The organism is Streptomyces sp. NPDC051133 (genome assembly GCF_040682635.1).
GTDB lineage: Bacteria > Actinomycetota > Actinomycetes > Streptomycetales > Streptomycetaceae > Streptomyces.
On the sequence record NZ_JBFBBK010000010.1, the window covers coordinates 117,954 to 135,548 of the forward strand.

Here is a 17,595-nt window from a genome sequence, read left to right on the forward strand (position 1 = left end):
TTACCGGCGTTTCGGAACCGGCACTCGCAGCAGGTCGTAGGCCACGGTCAGCTCGCCCTCGAACCCGGCCGCGCGGGCCTGCCGCTCGAACTCCTCGGGCTCGGTGTAGCGCTGGCTGAAGTGGGTGAGGACGAGGTGCCGTACGCCCGCTTCCCGGGCGACGGCGGCGGCCTGACCGGCGGTCAGGTGGCCGTGCTCCGTGGCCAGTGCGGCGTCCTCGTCGAGGAAGGTCGACTCGATGACGAGCAGGTCGCAGCCCTCGGCGAGCGCGTGCACGCCCTCGCACAGCCGGGTGTCCATGACGAACGCGAACCGCTGCCCGCGCCGCACCTCGCTGACGTCCTCCAGCGTCACGTCCCCGATCCTGCCGTCGCGCTGCAGCCGGCCGACGTCGGGCCCCTGGATGCCGTGCGCGGCGAGCCGGTCGGGCAGCATACGGCGGCCGTCGGGTTCGATCAGCCGGTAGCCGTAGGACTCGACGGGGTGGGACAGCCTGCGCGCCTCCAGGGTGTACGACGGGGTCACCGCGAGGACGCCGTCGGCGGCGACGGGTGCCTCGGTGACGCCGACCGTCTCCCGGTAGGCGGTGGCGTACCGCAGCCGGTCGAAGAAGCGCTGCCCGGAGCGCGGGTAGTGGGCGGTGACCTCGTGCGGCACCTGGTCCAGGTTGATCCGCTGGACGACCCCGGCGAGGCCGAGGCAGTGGTCGCCGTGGAAGTGCGTGACGCAGATCCGGTTCAGGTCGTGCGCGGCGACCCCGGCGCGCAGCATCTGGCGCTGTGTGCCCTCGCCGGGGTCGAAGAGGAGGCCCTCGCCGTCCCACCGCAGCAGATAGCCGTTGTGGTTGCGGTGCCGGGTCGGGACCTGGCTGGCGGTGCCGAGGACCACCAGTTCACGGACGGACATGGCGAGTCATCCGGGGGGCCATTGCAGGCCACGGCCGCCGAGGACGTGCGCGTGGGCGTGCCAGACGGTCTGCCCGGCGCCGCTGCCGGTGTTGAAGACGGTCCGGTAGCTCTCGAGTTTCTCCTCGTCGGCCACGGCCTGGGTCTCCGCGAGCACGTCGGCCGCGAGCTGCGGCGCGCCCGCGGCGAGGGCGGCGGCGTTCTCGTAGTGGGCCTTGGGGATCACCAGAATGTGGGTGGGGGCCTGGGGGTTTATGTCCCGGAAGGCGACGGTGGTGTCTGTCTCGCGGACGATCGTCGCCGGGATCTGGCCCCCGACGATCTTGCAGAACAGGCAGTCGTCCTGCGGTTCTCCGGCCATGCGTGGCCTCCTCACGCTGGTGATCAATACCGGTGCATCGTAGTCGTTCAGGCAGGCAGCGCCGGAGGCGTCTTGGCCGGTGCCGTCTCCAGGGCCGCGAGGGCCAGCCTCACCGCCTCGTCCAACTGGGCGTCGCGGCCCTCCGCCCAGTCCTGCGGCCTCTGGACGACCTCCACGTCCGGGTCCACGCCGTGGTTCTCCACGTCCCAGCCCACCCCCTCCAGCCACGTCGCGTACTTGGGCTGGGTGATCAGGGTGCCGTCGACCAGGTGGTAGCGGCTGTCGATGCCGATGACGCCGCCCCAGGTGCGGGTGCCGACGACCGGGCCGATGCCGAGTGCCCTGATCGCCGCGTTGACGATGTCGCCGTCGGAGCCGGAGAACTCGTTGGCGACGGCGACGACGGGGCCCCGGGGGGCGTCGAGCGGGTAACTGGTGGGGCGCATGCCGCGGGGCACGTCCCAGCCGATGATGCGGCGGGCCAGTTTCTCCACGACCAGTTGGGAGGTGTGGCCGCCGTTGTTCTGGCGGACGTCGACCACGAGTCCCTCGCGGGCGACCTCGACACGCAGGTCACGGTGGATCTGGGCCCAGCCGGGGGCCTGCATGTCGGGGACGTGGAGGTAGCCGAGCCGGCCGGCGGAGGCCTCGTGGACGTGGGCGCGGCGGTCGGCGACCCAGGCGTGGTAGCGCAGGGGTTCCTCGTCGGCGATCGGGACGACGACGGTGTGGCGGGGCTCGCCGCCGCCCGCCGGGGAGACGGTCAGCTCGACGGGGTGGCCCGCCGTGCCGGCCAGGAGCGGGCCGGGGCCGGTGACCGGGTCGACGGGGTGGCCGGCCACGGCGATGATCGCGTCGCCGGGGCGGACGGCGACGCCGGGTGCGGCGAGCGGGGAGCGGGCGTCCGGGTCGGAGGTCTCGGAGGGCAGGATGCGGTCGATGCGCCAGCCGCCGTCCTGGTGACGGGAGATGTCGGCGCCGAGCAGGCCGTGCCGGGCCCCGCCGCGCCGGCCGCCGGACGGGATCACGTAGGCGTGCGAGGTGCCGAGTTCGCCGTGCACCTCCCACAACAGGTCGACGAGGTCGCTGTGGGTGGCCAGGCGGCCCAGGACGGGGCGGTAGCGGTCGAGGACGCCGTCCCAGTCGACGCCGCCGAGGTCGGGCCGCCAGAAGTGGTCGCGCATGAGGCGGCCGGTCTCGTCGTACATCTGCCGCCACTCGGCGACCGGGTCGACGGTCTGCCGGACACGGGCCAGGTCGACGGTGACGCTGGTGTCGCCGTCGTCGTCGGAGCCGGTACGGCGGTCGCTGGGGACGACCCGGAGCCGGCCGTCGGTCCACAGCAGGACGCGCTTGCCGTCGCCGCTGACCTCGAAGTGGTCGGCGTCGGACGCCAGGTGTTCCAGGCGCCGCTGGGCGAGGTCGTACCGCTCCAGCTCGGTGTGCGGGTCGGGGTCCTCGGGGTGGGCGCGGGAGGCGCCGAGGACGCCCTGCACGGGGTGGCGCAGCCACAGGACGCCGTCCTTGGCGGCGCGCAGGCCCGAGTAGCGGCCGGCCTCGACCGGGAAGGGCACGATCCGGTCGGCGAGGCCGTCCAGGTCGACGCGGGTGGCCGGGGTGCCCTCGCTGTCGGGGGTCTCGTCCTTGTCGGAGGCCTCGAAGGGGCGGCCGTGGCGCTGCGGGCCGAACGGCGACGGGGTGGTGGCGGCCAGCGTTATCAGGTGCGGGCGGGCGCCCACCACGAACGCCAGGTCGAAGACGTGCTCGTCGTAGACCGGGTCGAAGGCGCGGTTGGAGAGGAAGGCGAGGTGTTTGCCGTCGAGGGTGAAGGCGGGCGCGTAGTCCTGGAAGCGCAGGGGTGTCGCCTCGGTGACCGACAGGTCGGTGGTGTGGGCGATGCGCAGCTGGGTGAGCGGGCGGGCGCCGGGGTGGGCCCAGGCGAGCCAGGCGGAGTCGGGCGAGAAGGCGAGTCCGGAGACCTCGCCGTCGTCGCTGCGGTCGACCTCGCGGACCTCGCCGGTCTCCCGCTCGACGAGCAGGAGGCGGCCGTCGTGCGCGGCGACGGCGGCCCGGCTGCCGTCGGGTGCCACGGCCAGCTCCAGGACCCGGCCGAGCTGCCCGGCGGCGAGCCGGCGCGGGATCGCGCCGGGGGCGAGGCCGGTGGCCGGGGCGAACTCCAGGGCGTCGGCGCCCTCCGCGTCCGTCACCCACACCACCCACTCCTCGCCCTCGGCGCGGAAGGCGCGCGGGGACCGGGCCCGGACGCCGGGGACGGCGGCGAGGGCGCGTGCGGGTCCCGAGCGGTGGGTGACCCAGTGGACACCACCGCGCACGCACACGGCGCTGCCGCGGGCGGTGTGGTCGGGGGAAGCCTCGCCGAACCAGCGGGAGGCGTTCACCGGGTGCGGCCGCAGGTCCGTGCGGGGGCCGCCGAGCCGTACGTCCAGCCGGCGCGGTTCGGCGCCCTCCAGGTCGTCCAGCAGCCACAGTTCACCGGCCGAGCCGTAGACGACGCGGCTGCCGTCGCCGGCCGCCTGCCGGGCGTAGAACCCGTCGAGCGGGGTGTGCCGGCGCAGGTCGGAGCCGTCGGCGAGGGAGGAGTACAGGGCTCCGGTGCCCTCGTGGTCGCTGAGGAAGGCGATGCGGTCGCCCGCCCACACCGGGCACTCGATGTTGCCGTCGAGCTCCTCGTGCAGCCGGACGAACGCGCCGTCGCCGTCGCGGTCGATCCACAGCTTGCCCGCCGTGCCGCCCCGGTAGCGCTTCCAGTGGGCGGCCTCGCGGCCCATCGGCGCGGACAGCAGCACGGTGGCCGGCCCGAACGCCACGGCGCCGACGGGCCCGTACGGCAGGGTCTCGGCCGGCCCGGCGTCCAGCGGGACGGCGTGCGCCCAGGTGTGGCGGAAGGTGGGGCGGCCCTGCGCGCCGAGCGCGAGCACCCGCCCGTCGGGTGTCCAGCCGCGCACCTCGGTGCGGCGGTTGCCCCAGTACGTCAGCCGCTCGGCGGGGCCGCCGTCGACGGGGGCGACATGCACCTCGGGTGCGCCGTCCCGGGTGGAGGTCCAGGCGAGGGACCGCCCGTCCGGCGATATCCGGGGCTGGGTCACCGGCGTGTTGTCGGCGCTGACCCGCCAGGCCCGGCCGCCGTCGAGGGGCGCGAGCCAGACGTCGTCCTCGGCGGCGAAGGTCACCAAGTCGCCGTGCACATGGGGATATCGGAGATAGGCGGCACCCTGAGTCACCCCGTCACTGTACGCAGTGACCGGTGGGCCCCGCTCGCGGTTCCCGTCACACGCCGCGCGGTCACTTGCCTTCGACGGGCCAGCAGGTGGGATCGCCCTTGCACCACAGGGTCCGGGTGACGGTCACCGTCACGGTGGGTTTTCCGCCTCCCGGCCCGTACGTGGGCGGCCGGTACGTCGGTCCGGGCGTGGCACCGCAGTCGCCGAGTCCGTCGACGTGGAACACCCGCCTGCCGCCGACCCTGGCCGTGAGATCGCCGCGTACGCAGGCGCCGTCGACGGCCTTGGTCACCTTCCCGGTGACGGTGATCTTCCGCCGGTCCCGGGTCTCGCCCTGGCAGTCGACGGAGACGACGGTGGTCTCACTCGGCGCGGGCGTCCTCGCCGCCGGGCCGTGGTCCCCCCAGTCGCCGGTGCAGCTGAGCCAACTGACGTCGACGTGCTGCTGCTTGAGCTTGGCGGTCGCGGTGGTGTCGGTGGTGTAGGCGGCGGTCACGGTGTCGAGATCACCGGGCTGACACGCCACCAGGGCCCCACCGGCCACCACGACCAGCCCGGCGGCGGCCACGACCTGCACACGGCGTCGATTCCCTCTCAGAACCCCCATGCAGGGCAGCGTGCCACCGGCGGCGGCACCGGGGAAGGTCGCTTACGGCCACTCACCCGTTCGGGGCGTCCCCGAGGGGCGCAGGAGGGAAGCTAGCCGCGCAGCAGCAGCCACTGCTGGAGTTCCACCAGGTTGCCCTCGGGGTCCCTGAGGTGGGCCACGCGCATGCGGTCGGTCATCGGGGCCGGGCCGTGCAGCAGCGTCGCGCCCCGGGCGGTGATCTCCGCGCAGTAGGCGTCCAGGTCGTCGACGCGCAGGACGACCAGGGAGCGGTGCCCGGTGGCGGCCTCCTCCAGCTCCCGCAGGATCTGCGCCATCATCGCCCGGTCCTGCAGCGCGATCCCCGCGGAGCCGGTGTGCGGGCTGAACTTCTCGTACGGTCCCCCGGTCGCGCCGGACTGCGGCTTGAGGCCGAGGACGTCGGCGTAGAAGCGGTAGCAGGCGGCGAAGTCGGTGACGAGGAGCCGCACTTGGGCGAGTTCCATGGCTTTCCCCCAGATGTGTGTCAGGACCAGCGGCCGGTGCGGCCCAGCAGGAGGGCCGTGGCGGCGGTGCCGGCGGTGGATGTGCGCAGCACGGTGGGACCGAGCACGCACGCCTTCGCGCCCGCCTCCTCGAAGAGGGCGAGCTCGTCGCGGGAGACGCCGCCCTCGGGGCCGACGACCAGCACGATGTCGCCGCGGGCGGGGAGTTCGGCGGTGGCGAGGGGCACGCTGGTGTGCTCGAAGTCGGAGTGCAGCACGGCGGCGAAGTCGGCTTCGGCGAGAAGCGCGGCGACCTGCTTGGTGCTCGCCGCGTCCGCGACCTCCGGGAAGCGCAGCCGGCGGGACTGCTTGCCGGCCTCGCGCGCGGTGGCCCGCCACTTGGCGAGCGCCTTCAGGCCCCGGTCGCCCTTCCACTGGGTGATGCAGCGGGCGGCCTGCCAGGGCACGATCGCGTCGACACCGGTCTCCGTCATCGTCTCCACGGCCAGCTCGCCCCGGTCGCCCTTGGGCAGGGCCTGGACGACGGTGATACGGGGGCTGGGCTCGGGTTCCACCGGGAACTCGAACGGCTCGACCACCAGGTGGTCCTTGCCCGACACGCTGACGACGACCCCGGCCGCCCCCCGGCCGTCGCCGTCGGTGAGCACCACGTTCTCCCCGGGCTGCAACCGCCGCACGGAGACCGCGTGCCGCCCCTCGGGGCCGGTGACGTCGACGACCGAGCCGGGGCCCACGCCCTCCAGCGAGTCGACGAGGAACACGGGAGCGGTCATCTCGGGCCTCCCTCGGCCGACAACGCTGTCCTGGCGGCGTCGAGTTCCTCGGCCAGCACCTCCACCAGCCGCCCGGCGGGCAGCTCCCGGGCCATCCGGTGCCCCTGACCGGCCCACAGCGCCATGCCCTGGGCGTCCCCGGCCTTGGCGGCGGCCTTGCGCAGCGGAGTGGTGAGGTGGTGGATCTCCGGGTACGCGGCGGGGGCGTACGGACCGTGCTCGCGCAGGAAGCGGTTGACCAGTCCGCGCGCCGGGCGGCCGGAGAAGGCGCGGGTCAACTCGGTGCGCGCGAACAGGGGGTTGGTGAGTGCCTGCTTGTGCAGGGCGTGGGCGCCGGACTCCGGGGTGGCGAGGAAGGCGGTGCCCAGCTGGGCCGCGCTCGCGCCCGCCGCGAGGACGGCGGCGATCTGGCTGCCGCGCATGAGACCGCCGGCGGCGACGACCGGTATGCCGACGGCCTCCCTGATCTGCGCGATCAGGGACAGCAGCCCGATGCCGGAGCCGTCGTTCTCCGGGATGTCCCGGTGCGTGCCCTGATGGCCGCCGGCCTCCACGCCCTGGGCGATCACCGCGTCCGCGCCGGCCCGCTCGACCGCGCGGGCCTCCTCCGCGGTGGTGGCGGTGACCAGGGTGAAGGTCCCGGCGCGGCGCAGGGCGTCGAGGGCCTCGCGGCTCGGCACGCCGAAGTGGAAGGAGACCACCGGCACCGGGTTGTCGAGCAGCACGGCGAGCTTGGCGTCGTACCCGTCGTCCCGCCCGCTGTCCGGGTCGCCCAGCTCCGTGTCGTACCAGGCGGCCTCGCCGGCCAGCTGGTGGGCGTAGAGGTCGACCGCTCCCGACTCGGCGTATTCGGGCTGGGGCATGAACACGTTCACGCCGAAGGGGCGGCCGGTGAGCCCTCGCAGCTGCTTGATCTCCTGGTACATGCCGTCGGCGGTCTTGAGACCGGCGGCGAGGAATCCGAGACCGCCGGCCTCGGAGACGGCGGCGGCGAGCTGCGGGACGGAACCGCCGCCCGCCATGGGAGCCTGCACGATCGGGTGGGGGAAGAGATCGGTCAGCGCGGAGGACATGACCGCATGTTGTCACGTCCTTTGAAAGAGTCCGAATCCGGGCTTCCCGCGGCATAGGCCAGGGGCATAGGGGGTGCCGCGGCACCGCCCATGCCCCTTTCCGCCCGGCCGGATCAGCGCCCGTTGAACGCGTCCTTCAACCGCGAGAACAACCCCTGCTGCCCCGGCTGACCGTGCCTGCCCGGGAGCCGACCCCCGGACCCCCAGCCAGGCCGCAGCTCGCGTCAACGCCCGTTGAACGCGTCCTCCAACCGCGAGAACAACCCCTGCCACCCCGGCTGACCGTGCCCGCCCGGGAGCCGACCCCCGGACCCCCAGCCAGGCCGCAGCTCGCGTCAACGCCCGTTGAACGCGTCCTCCAACCGCGAGAACAACCCCTGCCACCCCGGCTGACCGTGCCCGCCCGGGAGCCGACCCCCGGACCCCCAGCCAGGCCGCAGCTCGCGTCAACGCCCGTTGAACGCGTCCTTCAACCGCGAGAACAACCCCTGCTGCCCCGGCTGGAACTGGCCCGTCGGGCGCTCCTCGCCGCGCAGCTTGGCCAGTTCGCGCAGCAGGCGCTCCTGCTCGGGGTCGAGCTTCGTCGGGGTCGTGACCTCCACGTGCACGATCAGGTCGCCCCGGCCGCCGCCGCGCAGATGCGTGACGCCCCGGTTGTGCAGCGGGATCGACTGGCCGGACTGGGTGCCGGGCCGGATGTCGACCTCCTCCATGCCGTCCAGGGTCTCCAGCGGGACCTTGGTGCCGAGGGCCGCCGCGGTCATCGGGATGGTGACCGTGCAGTGCAGGTCGTCGCCGCGCCGCTGGAACGTCTGATGCGGCAGCTCGTGGATCTCGACGTAGAGGTCACCGGCCGGGCCGCCGCCGGGGCCGACCTCGCCCTCGCCGGCGAGCTGGATCCGCGTGCCGTTGTCCACACCGGCCGGGATCTTCACCGTCAGGGTGCGGCGGGAACGGACCCGGCCGTCGCCGGCGCACTCCGGGCACGGGGTCGGCACGACCGTGCCGAAGCCCTGGCACTGGGGGCAGGGGCGCGAGGTCATGACCTGGCCGAGGAAGGACCGGGTGACCTGCGAGACCTCACCGCGGCCACGGCACATGTCACACGTCTGGGCGGACGTGCCCGGGGCCGCGCCGTCACCGTTGCAGGTGTTGCAGACGACCGCGGTGTCGACCTGGATGTCCTTGGTCGTGCCGAAGGCCGCCTCGTCCAGCTCGACCTCGATCCGGATCATCGCGTCCTGGCCGCGCCGAGTGCGCGAGCGCGGGCCGCGCTGCGACGCCGTACCGAAGAACGCGTCCATGATGTCGGAGAAGTTGCCGAAGCCACCGGCGCCGAAGCCGCCCGCACCGGCACCGCCGGCCTGCGAGAGCGGGTCGCCGCCGAGGTCGTAGACCTGCTTCTTCTGCGGATCCGACAGCACCTCGTAAGCGGCGTTGATCTCCTTGAACCGCTCCTGGGTCTTCGGATCGGGGTTGACGTCCGGGTGCAGCTCGCGCGCGAGCCGGCGGAACGCCTTCTTGATCTCATCCTGCGACGCGTCGCGGCGCACGCCGAGAACGGCGTAGTAGTCCGTGGCCACTTACGACTCCGCCAGGATCTGTCCGACGTACCGTGCCACTGCGCGTACCGCTCCCATCGTTCCCGGGTAGTCCATGCGGGTCGGTCCGACCACGCCGAGCTTGGCAACCGCCTCGCCGCCCGAACCGTAGCCCACCGACACCACGGAGGTGGAGTTGAGTCCTTCGTGGGCGATCTCGTGCCCGATGCGCACGGTCATGCCCGGATCCTTCGCCTCGCCCAGGAGCTTGAGGAGCACGACCTGCTCCTCCAGCGCCTCCAGGACGGGCCGGATCGTGAGGGGAAAGTCATGCCCGAAGCGGGTGAGATTGGCCGTGCCGCCGATCATCAGCCGCTCCTCGTTCTCCTCGACGAGTGTCTCCAGGAGGGTGGAGAGCACCGTGGAGACCGTACCGCGGTCCTCCGGATCGAACGCCTCCGGCAGGTCCTCGACGAGCTTCGGCACATCCGTGAACCGGCGGCCCGCGACCCGGCTGTTCAACCGCGCCCGCAGATCCGCGAGCGAGGCGTCCCCGAACGGCGCCGGGCAGTCGACCATCCGCTGCTCGACCCGGCCGGTGTCCGTGATCAGCACGAGCATCACGCGCGCGGGGGCGAGCGCGAGCAGCTCCACGTGCCGCACGGTGGACCGGGTCAGGGACGGATACTGCACCACGGCGACCTGCCGGGTCAGCTGCGCGAGCAGCCGTACGGTCCGCGCCACGACGTCGTCGAGGTCGACGGCGCCCTCCAGGAAGTTCTGGATGGCCCGCCGCTCGGGCGCCGTCATCGGCTTGACGCCCGCCAGCTTGTCCACGAACAGCCGGTAGCCCTTGTCGGTGGGGATGCGTCCCGCGCTGGTGTGCGGCTGCGCGATGTACCCCTCGTCCTCCAGGGCCGCCATGTCGTTGCGGACGGTCGCCGGGGAGACACCGAGGCTGTGCCGTTCCGTGAGCGCCTTGGAGCCCACGGGCTCCTCGGTGCCGACGTAGTCCTGGACGATCGCGCGCAGCACCTGAAGCCTGCGTTCACTCAGCATGCGCGCACCTCCAGCACGTCGTCCCGTCGTCCGTCCGAGTCGTCCACCTGGCACTCTTCCCGTGCGAGTGCCAGCGTTCCCCGCGCCCAGTGTACGGCTGTCGGGTACACACAGGGCAAGGTCGGTCCCGCCCCCTTCGGTTCCGTACCACCTCGTACCGTTAGCGTCGCGGTATGACGGTGACTTGGGAAGACCTGGGATGGGAGCGGCTGGCCGCCGGGGTCGGGCGGTGCCGGCTGCCCGGCTGGGACTGCACGGTGGGGCTCGTCCTCGGCGAGGGTACGGCACTCATGGTGGACGCCGGCTCGAGTCTGGCCGAGGGAGCGCGTCTGCGGGCCCAGGGGCAGGAGCTGGCCGGCGGGCGTGTGACCCATCTCGCGCTCACCCACCCCCATTTCGACCATGTCTTCGGGGCGTCCGCGTTCGCCGGGGCCGAGGTGTACGCGGCGGTGGGGACGGACGCGGTGCTGGCGTCGGAGCGCGCGGAACTGCGCGGGGACGCGATCCGCAACGGTCTGCCGGAGGCCGACGCGGACGAGGCGGTGGACGCACTGGTCCCGCCGCAGCACCTGGTCTCCGGCGAGTGGACGCTGGACCTGGGCGGCGGCCGGCAGGTGCTGCTGGCCAACGTCGGCCCGGGCCACACCCCGCACGACCTCGCCGTCCTGGTCGCCGGGGACCGTGAGGTGGTGTTCTGCGGCGACCTGGTCGAGGAGTCGGGCGAGCCCCAGGCGGGCCTGGACGCGGTCCCGTCCCGCTGGCCGGACGCGCTGGACCGGCTGCTCGCGCTGGGCGGGGCGGACGCCCTGTACGTGCCCGGGCACGGAGCGGCGGTGGACGCGGCCTTCGTACGGCGGCAACGGGACGCCCTGGCGGCGCGGTTCGGCGTGTCGTGAGCACGGCCACGTCGCTTCTCCTATCGTCATCCGAATGCGCCCACCCGTCTCCCGCCACCGCCCTTCCAACGAGGGCCCTTCGGGCCCGCGCCCTCGTACGTACTCCGCCGACCTGACCCCGCCGTGGAAGAAGCAGAAACCCGCACCCGAGGTGGCGGCGGAGCCGGGCCTGGTGGTGGAGGAGCCCGGCACCGGGTTCTGCGGGGCGGTGATCCGCTGCGAGGCGGGCACGGTGACGCTGGAGGACCGCTTCGGCAAGCACCGGGTGTTCCCGCTGGAACCGCGCGGCTTCCTCCTGGAGGGCCGCGTGGTGACGCTCGTACGGCCGTCCGCGGGTCCGGTCCGCCCCTCCCGGACGGCCTCCGGCTCGGTCGCCGTCCCCGGCGCACGCGCGCGCGTGGCCCGCGCCGGCCGCATCTACGTCGAGGGTCGGCACGACGCCGAGCTGGTCGAGAAGGTGTGGGGCGACGACCTGCGCATCGAGGGCGTGGTCGTGGAGTACCTGGAGGGCGTGGACGACCTGCCGTCGATCGTGGAGTCCTTCGCCCCGGGCCCGGACGCCCGTCTGGGCGTCCTGGTGGACCACTTGGTGCCGGGCACCAAGGAGTGGCGGATCGCGGAGGCGGTGACCAGCGAGCACGCCCTGGTGGTCGGCCACCCGTACATCGACATCTGGCAGGCGGTGAAGCCGGCGGCGCTGGGGATCGACGCCTGGCCGACGGTGCCCAAGGGGCAGGACTGGAAGACGGGCGTGTGCCGGGCGCTGGGCTGGCCTTCGGAGAACACCGGGGCGGTGTGGCAGGCGATCCTGAAGCGGGTGGGCTCCTACAAGGACCTGGAGCCGGAGCTGCTGGGCCGGGTGGAGGAGCTGATCGACTTCGTCACGGGTAGCGGTGGGGCCTGACCTTCTCGTAGGGGGCGAAGTCGCTGGTGTCAAGTTCGATGCCGAGTGGCTCCAGCGGCGTAAGGTCGCCGAACTTGGTGGTCCGCTGGCACCGGTAATCCGCGTCCTCTCCATTGCCCGTCGGCTCAGTGAGCAGTACGCACTGGCCCATGACGGGATCGATGATGAGGTAGGCGGGAGTTCTCGAAGATCTTCACGATGCTGGCGGTCGTCGGTCGGTCGTCCACAGCAGTCATCTCCGCAGCCCTCCGGTTGCCGCCACCGTGCTGTTACGGCGGCGGCCTACGAACCAGGTTAGGGACCGAACCGGAGTCCCGGGGCGATTCGCTCGCCGGAGTGATCAGTCCACCAGGTCCCGCACCACCGCGTCCGCCAGCAGCCGCCCGCGCAGCGTCAGCACGGCCCGCCCCTCCCCGTACGGCCCCTCCTGGAGGAGTCCGTCCGCCAGCGCGCGCCGGGACGCCGCGAGGCCGTCCTCCTTCAGCAGGGACAGCGGCACGCCTTCGCGCAGCCGCAGCTCCAGCAGGACGCGCTCCACGCGCCGGTCCTCGTCCGTCAGCAGCTCCCGCCCGGCCCCCGGGGACCGGCCGTCCGCCAGTGCCGCCGCGTACGCCCCGGGGTGCTTGACGTTCCACCAGCGCACCCCGCCCACGTGCGAATGCGCGCCGGGGCCGGCGCCCCACCAGTCGGCGCCGCGCCAGTACAGCTCGTTGTGCAGGCAGCGGGCCGCCTCGGAGGTGGCCCAGTTGGAGACCTCGTACCAGGAGAAGCCCGCCGCGGAGAGGGTCTCCTCGGCGATCAGATAGCGGTCCGCGTGCACGTCGTCGTCGGTCATCGGGACCTCGCCGCGGCGGATGCGGTGGGCGAGCCGGGTGCCCTCCTCCACGATGAGCGCGTAGGCGCTGACGTGGTCCGGCCCCGCGCCGATCGCCGCCTCCAGGGACGCCCGCCAGTCGTCGTCGCTCTCGCCCGGGGTGCCGTAGATCAGGTCCAGGTTGACGTGCTCGAAGCCGGCCGCCCGCGCCTCCGCCACGCAACGCTCGGGGCGCCCGGGGGTGTGGGTGCGGTCCAGGATCCTGAGCACGTGCTGCCTGGCGCTCTGCATGCCGAACGAGATCCGGTTGAAGCCGCCCGCGCGGAGGGTGGCCAGGTAGGCGGGGTCGACGGACTCCGGGTTGGCCTCGGTGGTGACCTCGGCGTCCGGTGCCAGGCCGAACTCGTCACGGACCGCGCCCAGCATCCGGACCAGGTCGTCGGCCGCCAGCAGCGTGGGCGTGCCGCCGCCGACGAAGACCGTACGGACCTCGCGCGGGTCGTCGCCCAGGACCTTCCGCGCCAGGCGGATCTCGTCGGTCAGGGTCTGCGCGTAGTTGTCGCGGGACGCCAGCACGCCGCCCGTGCCGCGCAGCTCGGTCGCGGTGTAGGTGTTGAAGTCGCAGTAGCCGCAGCGGGTCGCGCAGTACGGGACGTGCAGGTAGAAGCCGAGCGGGCGGTCACCGGCCCCGGCCAGGGCCTGCGCGGGCAGCGCGCCGTCGGCGGGGACGGGCTCGCCGTCGGGGAGTGCGGAAGGCATGCCCTCCATTGTCCAGCACCGGCGCCGTTACTCCGCCTGCAGCACCAGCAGGGCCAGGTCGTCCTCGGGCAGGCCGCCGCCGAAGTCGTGCACCATGCGGCGGATCCTTTCCGCGATCAGCTCGGCGCCGAGCCCGGCACAGCCGGACAGGGCGCGGGCCAGGCCGTCGCCGTCGTCGAACTGGCGGGAGCCGGAGCGCCGCTCGGTCACCCCGTCGGTGACGCACAGCAGGCTGTCGCCCGGCAGCAGCTCCAGGGTCTCGCTGGTGTAGGTCTCGTCCTCGACGACGCCGAGCAGGGTCTGCGGCCGGGCGGCGGTGCGCACCGTGCCGTCGGGGCCGAGGACGAGCGGCAGCGGGTGGCCGGCGGAGGCGAGGGTGCAGCGGACCCCGTCCTCGTGGGGTGTCAGCTCGCCGTAGAGGAGGGACAGGAAGCGGGTCTGCGGGCCGTCGCCGGGGGCCACGGGCCGGCCGCCGGCGGCGACCAGGGCGCGGGCGGCGGCGTCGGCGGCCTCGGTGGCGTCGTCGAGGAGCAGCTGGTTGAGGCGGTCGAGGACGTCGGCGACCCGGTAGCCCTCGCGGGCCAGCAGGCGCAGCCAGGGCCGGGCGAGGCCGATCACGACCGCCGCCTCGGGGCCCTTGCCCTGCACGTCCCCGACGGCGAAGCACCAGCGGCCGTCGCCCGCCGGGAACACGTCGTAGAAGTCGCCGCTGGGGCCGCCCTTGTCGCAGGGCTCGTAGACGAGCGCGCTGCGCATCCCGGGGATCTCGGCGACCGCGCCGGGCAGCAGGCCGCGCTGCAGGACGGCGCTGATGGTGGCCTGGCGGGCGTACTGGCGGGCGGCGCCGATGGCGAGGGCGACCCGGCGGCTGAGGTCCTCCACGAGCCCGGTGACCTCGTCGGGGAAGCCGAGCAGTCCGCACCGGCCGATCACCAGCGTGCCGAGCGGCCGGCCGCCCGCGATCAGCCGGTACGACAGGGCCGTGCCGTCGCCGCTGTGCGGGCCGAGCGCGTCCCCGGGCCACGGGTACGGCTCGGGGCCGGAGCGCAGCCCGTCGCGCGGGTCCGGCGGCTCCTTCTCCAGGGCGCAGCGCAGTTCCTCGATGCGGTTCTCGCTGGCGTGCCAGACCCGGGCGGGTCCGGTGCCGGCGCCGCCGCGCACGGTCGCCTCGTCCTCCAGCCACACCGCGCACCAGTCGGCGAGCCGGGGCACGATCAGCTGGCCGGTGAGGGCGGCGACCAGGTTCTCGTCCAGCTGTCCCGCGAGCAGGTCGGAGGCCTCGGCGAGGAAGGACAGCGCGCCCCGGCCGAGCCAGTCCCGCTCGCCGCCGGCCCGGTGCGGCTGCGGGGCGAGGTCCTCGGCGACCTCCAGGGCGGCCTCCGGGCCTGGGCCGTCCGTGACCGTGCTGCCGCCCGGGGGCAGCCGGGCCCAGACCGTCTTGGTGCCGGTGCGGTAGGTGACGCCCCAGGACTCGGCGAGCGTGCCGACCAGCCGCAGACCGCGCCCGTACTCGGCGGTGTCGTACCTCGCCTCCGGGTCGAGCGCGTCGCGGGGGCCGCGGGAGGGATGCTGGTCGCGGACCTCGACGACGAACGCGCCGGTGTCCTCCAGCCGCCAGTCGACGTCCACGTCCGTACCGGCGTGCACGACGGCGTTGGTGACCAGCTCGCTGACGACGGCCATGGCGTCGTCGACGAGCCGCGCCGTGGCCCCGGGCGCCTCGGCCAGCGCGGACCGCACCAGCGCACGGGCGGACCCCGGCGCGAGCGGGCTCCCGGACAGGGTCGCGCGCCCGCGCACCTCACTGGCGCGGTTCCGCTCCTCGCTCTCCCGCTGCGTCGGTATGGCCGCCATGTCCATGCGGCCCAGGGTGACAGACCGGGGGCACCCATAAGCGCTGAGTCACTGAAGTGTGCAGAAGACGGCCACTTTCGAACGCCGTCGGGCGCAACCTGGCCAGGGGCGCGGAGTGCCTTCGGAGTGCCTCGATGGGCGGATCCGCCGTACGGGAGGCGGGCGACCACGGCGGAACCGCGGTCGCCCGCACACCGAAGCGCCGCCTACTTCTCCCTGGCCCCCGCGTACATCTCGTCGATGAGGTGCTTGTACTCCCGCTCCACCACGGGCCGCTTCAGCTTCAGGCTCGGCGTGATCTCCCCGTGCTCCACGTCGAGGTCCCGGGGCAGCAGCCGGAACTTCTTGATGGTCTGCCACTTCTGCAGCCCGGCGTTGAGCTGCTTGACGTACCCGTCGACCATCTCCACCGTCTGCGGCGCGGCGACGATCTCGGCGTAGGACCTGCCCTCCAGGCCGTTCTCCTTCGCCCAGTCCAGGAGCGCGGGCTCGTCCAGGGCGATGAGTGCGGTGCAGTAGTTCCGGTCGGCGCCGTGCACGAGGATGTTGGAGACGTACGGGCAGACGCCCTTGAACTGGCCTTCGACCTCGGCCGGCGCGACGTACTTGCCGCCGGAGGTCTTGATCAGATCCTTCTTGCGGTCGGTGATGCGCAGGTAGCCGTCGGGGGACAGCTCACCGATGTCGCCGGTGTGGAACCAGCCGTCGGACTCCAGCACCTCGGCGGTCTTCTCGGGCAGCCCGTGGTAGCCCTCCATGATGCCGGGGCCGCGCAGCAGGATCTCGCCGTCCTCGGCGATGCGGACCTCCGTGCCGGGCAGCGGCTTGCCGACCGTGCCGGTGCGGTAGGCCTCGCCGGGGTTGACGAAGGAGGCCGCGGAGGACTCGGTGAGGCCGTAGCCCTCGAGGATGTGGATGCCGGCGCCGGCGAAGAAGTAGCCGATCTCCGGGGCGAGCGCGGAGGCGCCGGAGACACAGGCGCGCAGCCGGCCGCCGAAGGCCTCGCGGAGCTTGGCGTAGACGAGGGTGTCGGCGACCTTGTGCTTGGCGGCGAGGCCGAACGGCGCCGCGTGGGTGCCGGTGCGGCGGAAGTTGTCCTGGGTGACCTTGGCGTACTCGCGGGCGACGTCGGCGGCCCACTGGAAGATCTTGTACTTGGCCGGGCCGCCCTCACGGGCCTTGGCGGCGACGCCGTTGTAGACCTTCTCGAAGATGCGCGGCACGGCCGCCATGTACGTCGGCTGCACCACCGGAAGGTTCTCGATGATCTTGTCTACGCGGCCGTCGACGGCGGTGACGTGGCCGACCTCGATCTGCCCGGAGGTGAGCACCTTGCCGAAGACGTGGGCGAGCGGCAGCCACAGGTACTGCACGTCGTCCACGGTGACCAGGCCGGTCGAGGCGATCGCCCGCGCCATGTACGCCCAGTTGTCGTGCGGCAGGCGCACGCCCTTGGGGCGGCCGGTGGTGCCGGAGGTGTAGATCAGGGTGGCGAGCTGGTCCCTGGTGATCGCGCCGACCCGCTCCTTGATCAGCTGCGGGTGCTGCTCCAGGTAGGCGGCGCCGCGCTTCTCCAGCTCGGCGAGGGTGATCACCCAGTCGCTCGTCTCCGCGCCGGCCGGGTCGACGACGACGACCTTGGTCAGCTCGGGCAGCTCGGCGCGCTTCTCGAGCGCCTTGGCGACCTGGGCCGCGTCCTCCGCGATCAGCACCCGGCTCTCGGAGTCGGAGAGGATGAACGCCGACTCGTCCGCGTTGGTCTGCGGGTAGATGGTGGTCGTCGCGCCGCCCGCGCACATGATGCCGAGGTCGGCGAGGAGCCACTCGACGCGGGTGGAGGAGGCGAGGGCCACGCGCTGCTCCGGCTGCACGCCCAGTTCGACGAGGCCGGCGGCGATGGCGTACACCCGCTCGGCCGCCTGCGCCCAGCTGAGCGACTTCCATTCGTCGGGGCCCTGCCCGGAGGCTGCGGGCACCGGATAGCGGTACGCCTCGGCGTCCGGTGTGGCCGCCACGCGCTCCAGGAAGAGGGCCGCCACGGACGGCGGACGGTTCTCGATCAAGGTCTGTGTGTCGCTCACGACATCCTCCGGGGGCCCGCGACGGTGCGGCTGACTCGGTGCGGCTGGGTTAACTCACGGTGTGGTTTCGAGCTGTTGTTTAACTCGCGAGTAACTATCGAGCAGGCATCAGGGTAAGCCGCGACCGGCCGCTGCGTAAGGGGCATCGGCCTGTCACTTTCCACGGAGAGCGACGCTACGCACGCGTAGGGGCCCGCCGCACTTTCGCACGACGGACCCCCTTGTGCCCGGATTGCGGACG

General features: G+C 73.2%; 14 protein-coding genes and 1 pseudogene. 2 read left to right on the forward strand and 13 right to left on the reverse strand.

Annotation, left to right across the window (positions count from 1 at the left end):
• The 9 genes from AB0N17_RS13440 to hrcA all read right to left on the reverse strand — a co-directional run bounded on the left by AB0N17_RS13440 (position 1) and on the right by hrcA (position 10,046).
• Positions 1-906, reverse strand: a complete 906-nt coding sequence (locus AB0N17_RS13440; protein WP_366011399.1) for a ribonuclease Z — start codon at positions 904-906, stop codon at positions 1-3.
• Between the two features lie 6 nt (positions 907-912).
• Positions 913-1,266: a histidine triad nucleotide-binding protein gene (locus AB0N17_RS13445; RefSeq protein ID WP_366011400.1), complete on the reverse strand. Its 354-nt coding sequence runs from the start codon at positions 1,264-1,266 to the stop codon at positions 913-915.
• A gap of 47 nt (positions 1,267-1,313) precedes the next feature.
• Positions 1,314-4,460: a PDZ domain-containing protein gene (locus tag AB0N17_RS13450; protein WP_366011483.1), complete on the reverse strand. Its 3,147-nt coding sequence runs from the start codon at positions 4,458-4,460 to the stop codon at positions 1,314-1,316.
• A 109-nt stretch (positions 4,461-4,569) separates the two neighbouring features.
• The gene (locus AB0N17_RS13455; RefSeq protein WP_366011401.1) at positions 4,570-5,115 is read right to left on the reverse strand and encodes a hypothetical protein; all 546 of its coding nucleotides are present in this window, start codon (positions 5,113-5,115) and stop codon (positions 4,570-4,572) included.
• 92 nt (positions 5,116-5,207) lie between these two features.
• A complete protein-coding gene (locus AB0N17_RS13460) occupies positions 5,208-5,600 on the reverse strand; it encodes a VOC family protein (RefSeq protein ID WP_366011402.1) in 393 nt (130 codons plus the stop codon).
• A 20-nt stretch (positions 5,601-5,620) separates the two neighbouring features.
• Complete coding sequence (locus tag AB0N17_RS13465) at positions 5,621-6,373, reverse strand: 16S rRNA (uracil(1498)-N(3))-methyltransferase (RefSeq protein WP_366011403.1); 753 nt, start codon at positions 6,371-6,373, stop codon at positions 5,621-5,623.
• Entirely contained in the window at positions 6,370-7,446 is a 1,077-nt protein-coding gene (locus tag AB0N17_RS13470; RefSeq protein WP_366011404.1) for a nitronate monooxygenase, read from the reverse strand. Before AB0N17_RS13470 ends, AB0N17_RS13465 begins: the two co-directional genes overlap by 4 nt.
• A 446-nt stretch (positions 7,447-7,892) precedes the next feature.
• A complete protein-coding gene (gene dnaJ / locus AB0N17_RS13475) occupies positions 7,893-9,029 on the reverse strand; it encodes a molecular chaperone DnaJ (RefSeq protein ID WP_366011405.1) in 1,137 nt (378 codons plus the stop codon).
• Entirely contained in the window at positions 9,030-10,046 is a 1,017-nt protein-coding gene (gene hrcA / locus AB0N17_RS13480) for a heat-inducible transcriptional repressor HrcA (RefSeq protein WP_366011407.1), read from the reverse strand.
• A 173-nt stretch (positions 10,047-10,219) separates the two neighbouring features.
• Here hrcA and AB0N17_RS13485 point away from each other — a divergent pair, with 173 nt between their 5' ends.
• Positions 10,220-10,942 (forward strand): MBL fold metallo-hydrolase, encoded by a 723-nt coding sequence (locus AB0N17_RS13485; protein WP_366011408.1) that lies wholly within the window; start codon positions 10,220-10,222, stop codon positions 10,940-10,942.
• 34 nt (positions 10,943-10,976) lie between these two features.
• Entirely contained in the window at positions 10,977-11,846 is an 870-nt protein-coding gene (locus AB0N17_RS13490; protein ID WP_366011409.1) for a DUF3097 domain-containing protein, read from the forward strand.
• Here AB0N17_RS13490 and AB0N17_RS13495 read toward each other — a convergent pair.
• The 4 genes and pseudogenes from AB0N17_RS13495 to AB0N17_RS13510 form a co-directional block, all read right to left on the reverse strand.
• Positions 11,824-12,024, reverse strand: a pseudogene (locus tag AB0N17_RS13495) (Uma2 family endonuclease); the annotation flags it as partial. The gene AB0N17_RS13490 and the pseudogene AB0N17_RS13495 overlap by 23 nt on opposite strands.
• 162 nt (positions 12,025-12,186) lie before the next feature.
• Positions 12,187-13,419: a radical SAM family heme chaperone HemW gene (gene hemW / locus AB0N17_RS13500; protein WP_366011410.1), complete on the reverse strand. Its 1,233-nt coding sequence runs from the start codon at positions 13,417-13,419 to the stop codon at positions 12,187-12,189.
• Between the two features lie 27 nt (positions 13,420-13,446).
• Positions 13,447-15,273 carry a SpoIIE family protein phosphatase gene (locus AB0N17_RS13505; RefSeq protein ID WP_366011484.1) on the reverse strand — a complete coding sequence of 609 codons (1,827 nt, stop codon included), beginning with the start codon at positions 15,271-15,273 and terminating at the stop codon, positions 13,447-13,449.
• 206 nt (positions 15,274-15,479) lie between these two features.
• Positions 15,480-17,354: an AMP-dependent synthetase/ligase gene (locus tag AB0N17_RS13510; protein WP_366011411.1), complete on the reverse strand. Its 1,875-nt coding sequence runs from the start codon at positions 17,352-17,354 to the stop codon at positions 15,480-15,482.
• Between the last annotated feature and the right edge of the window lie 241 nt (positions 17,355-17,595).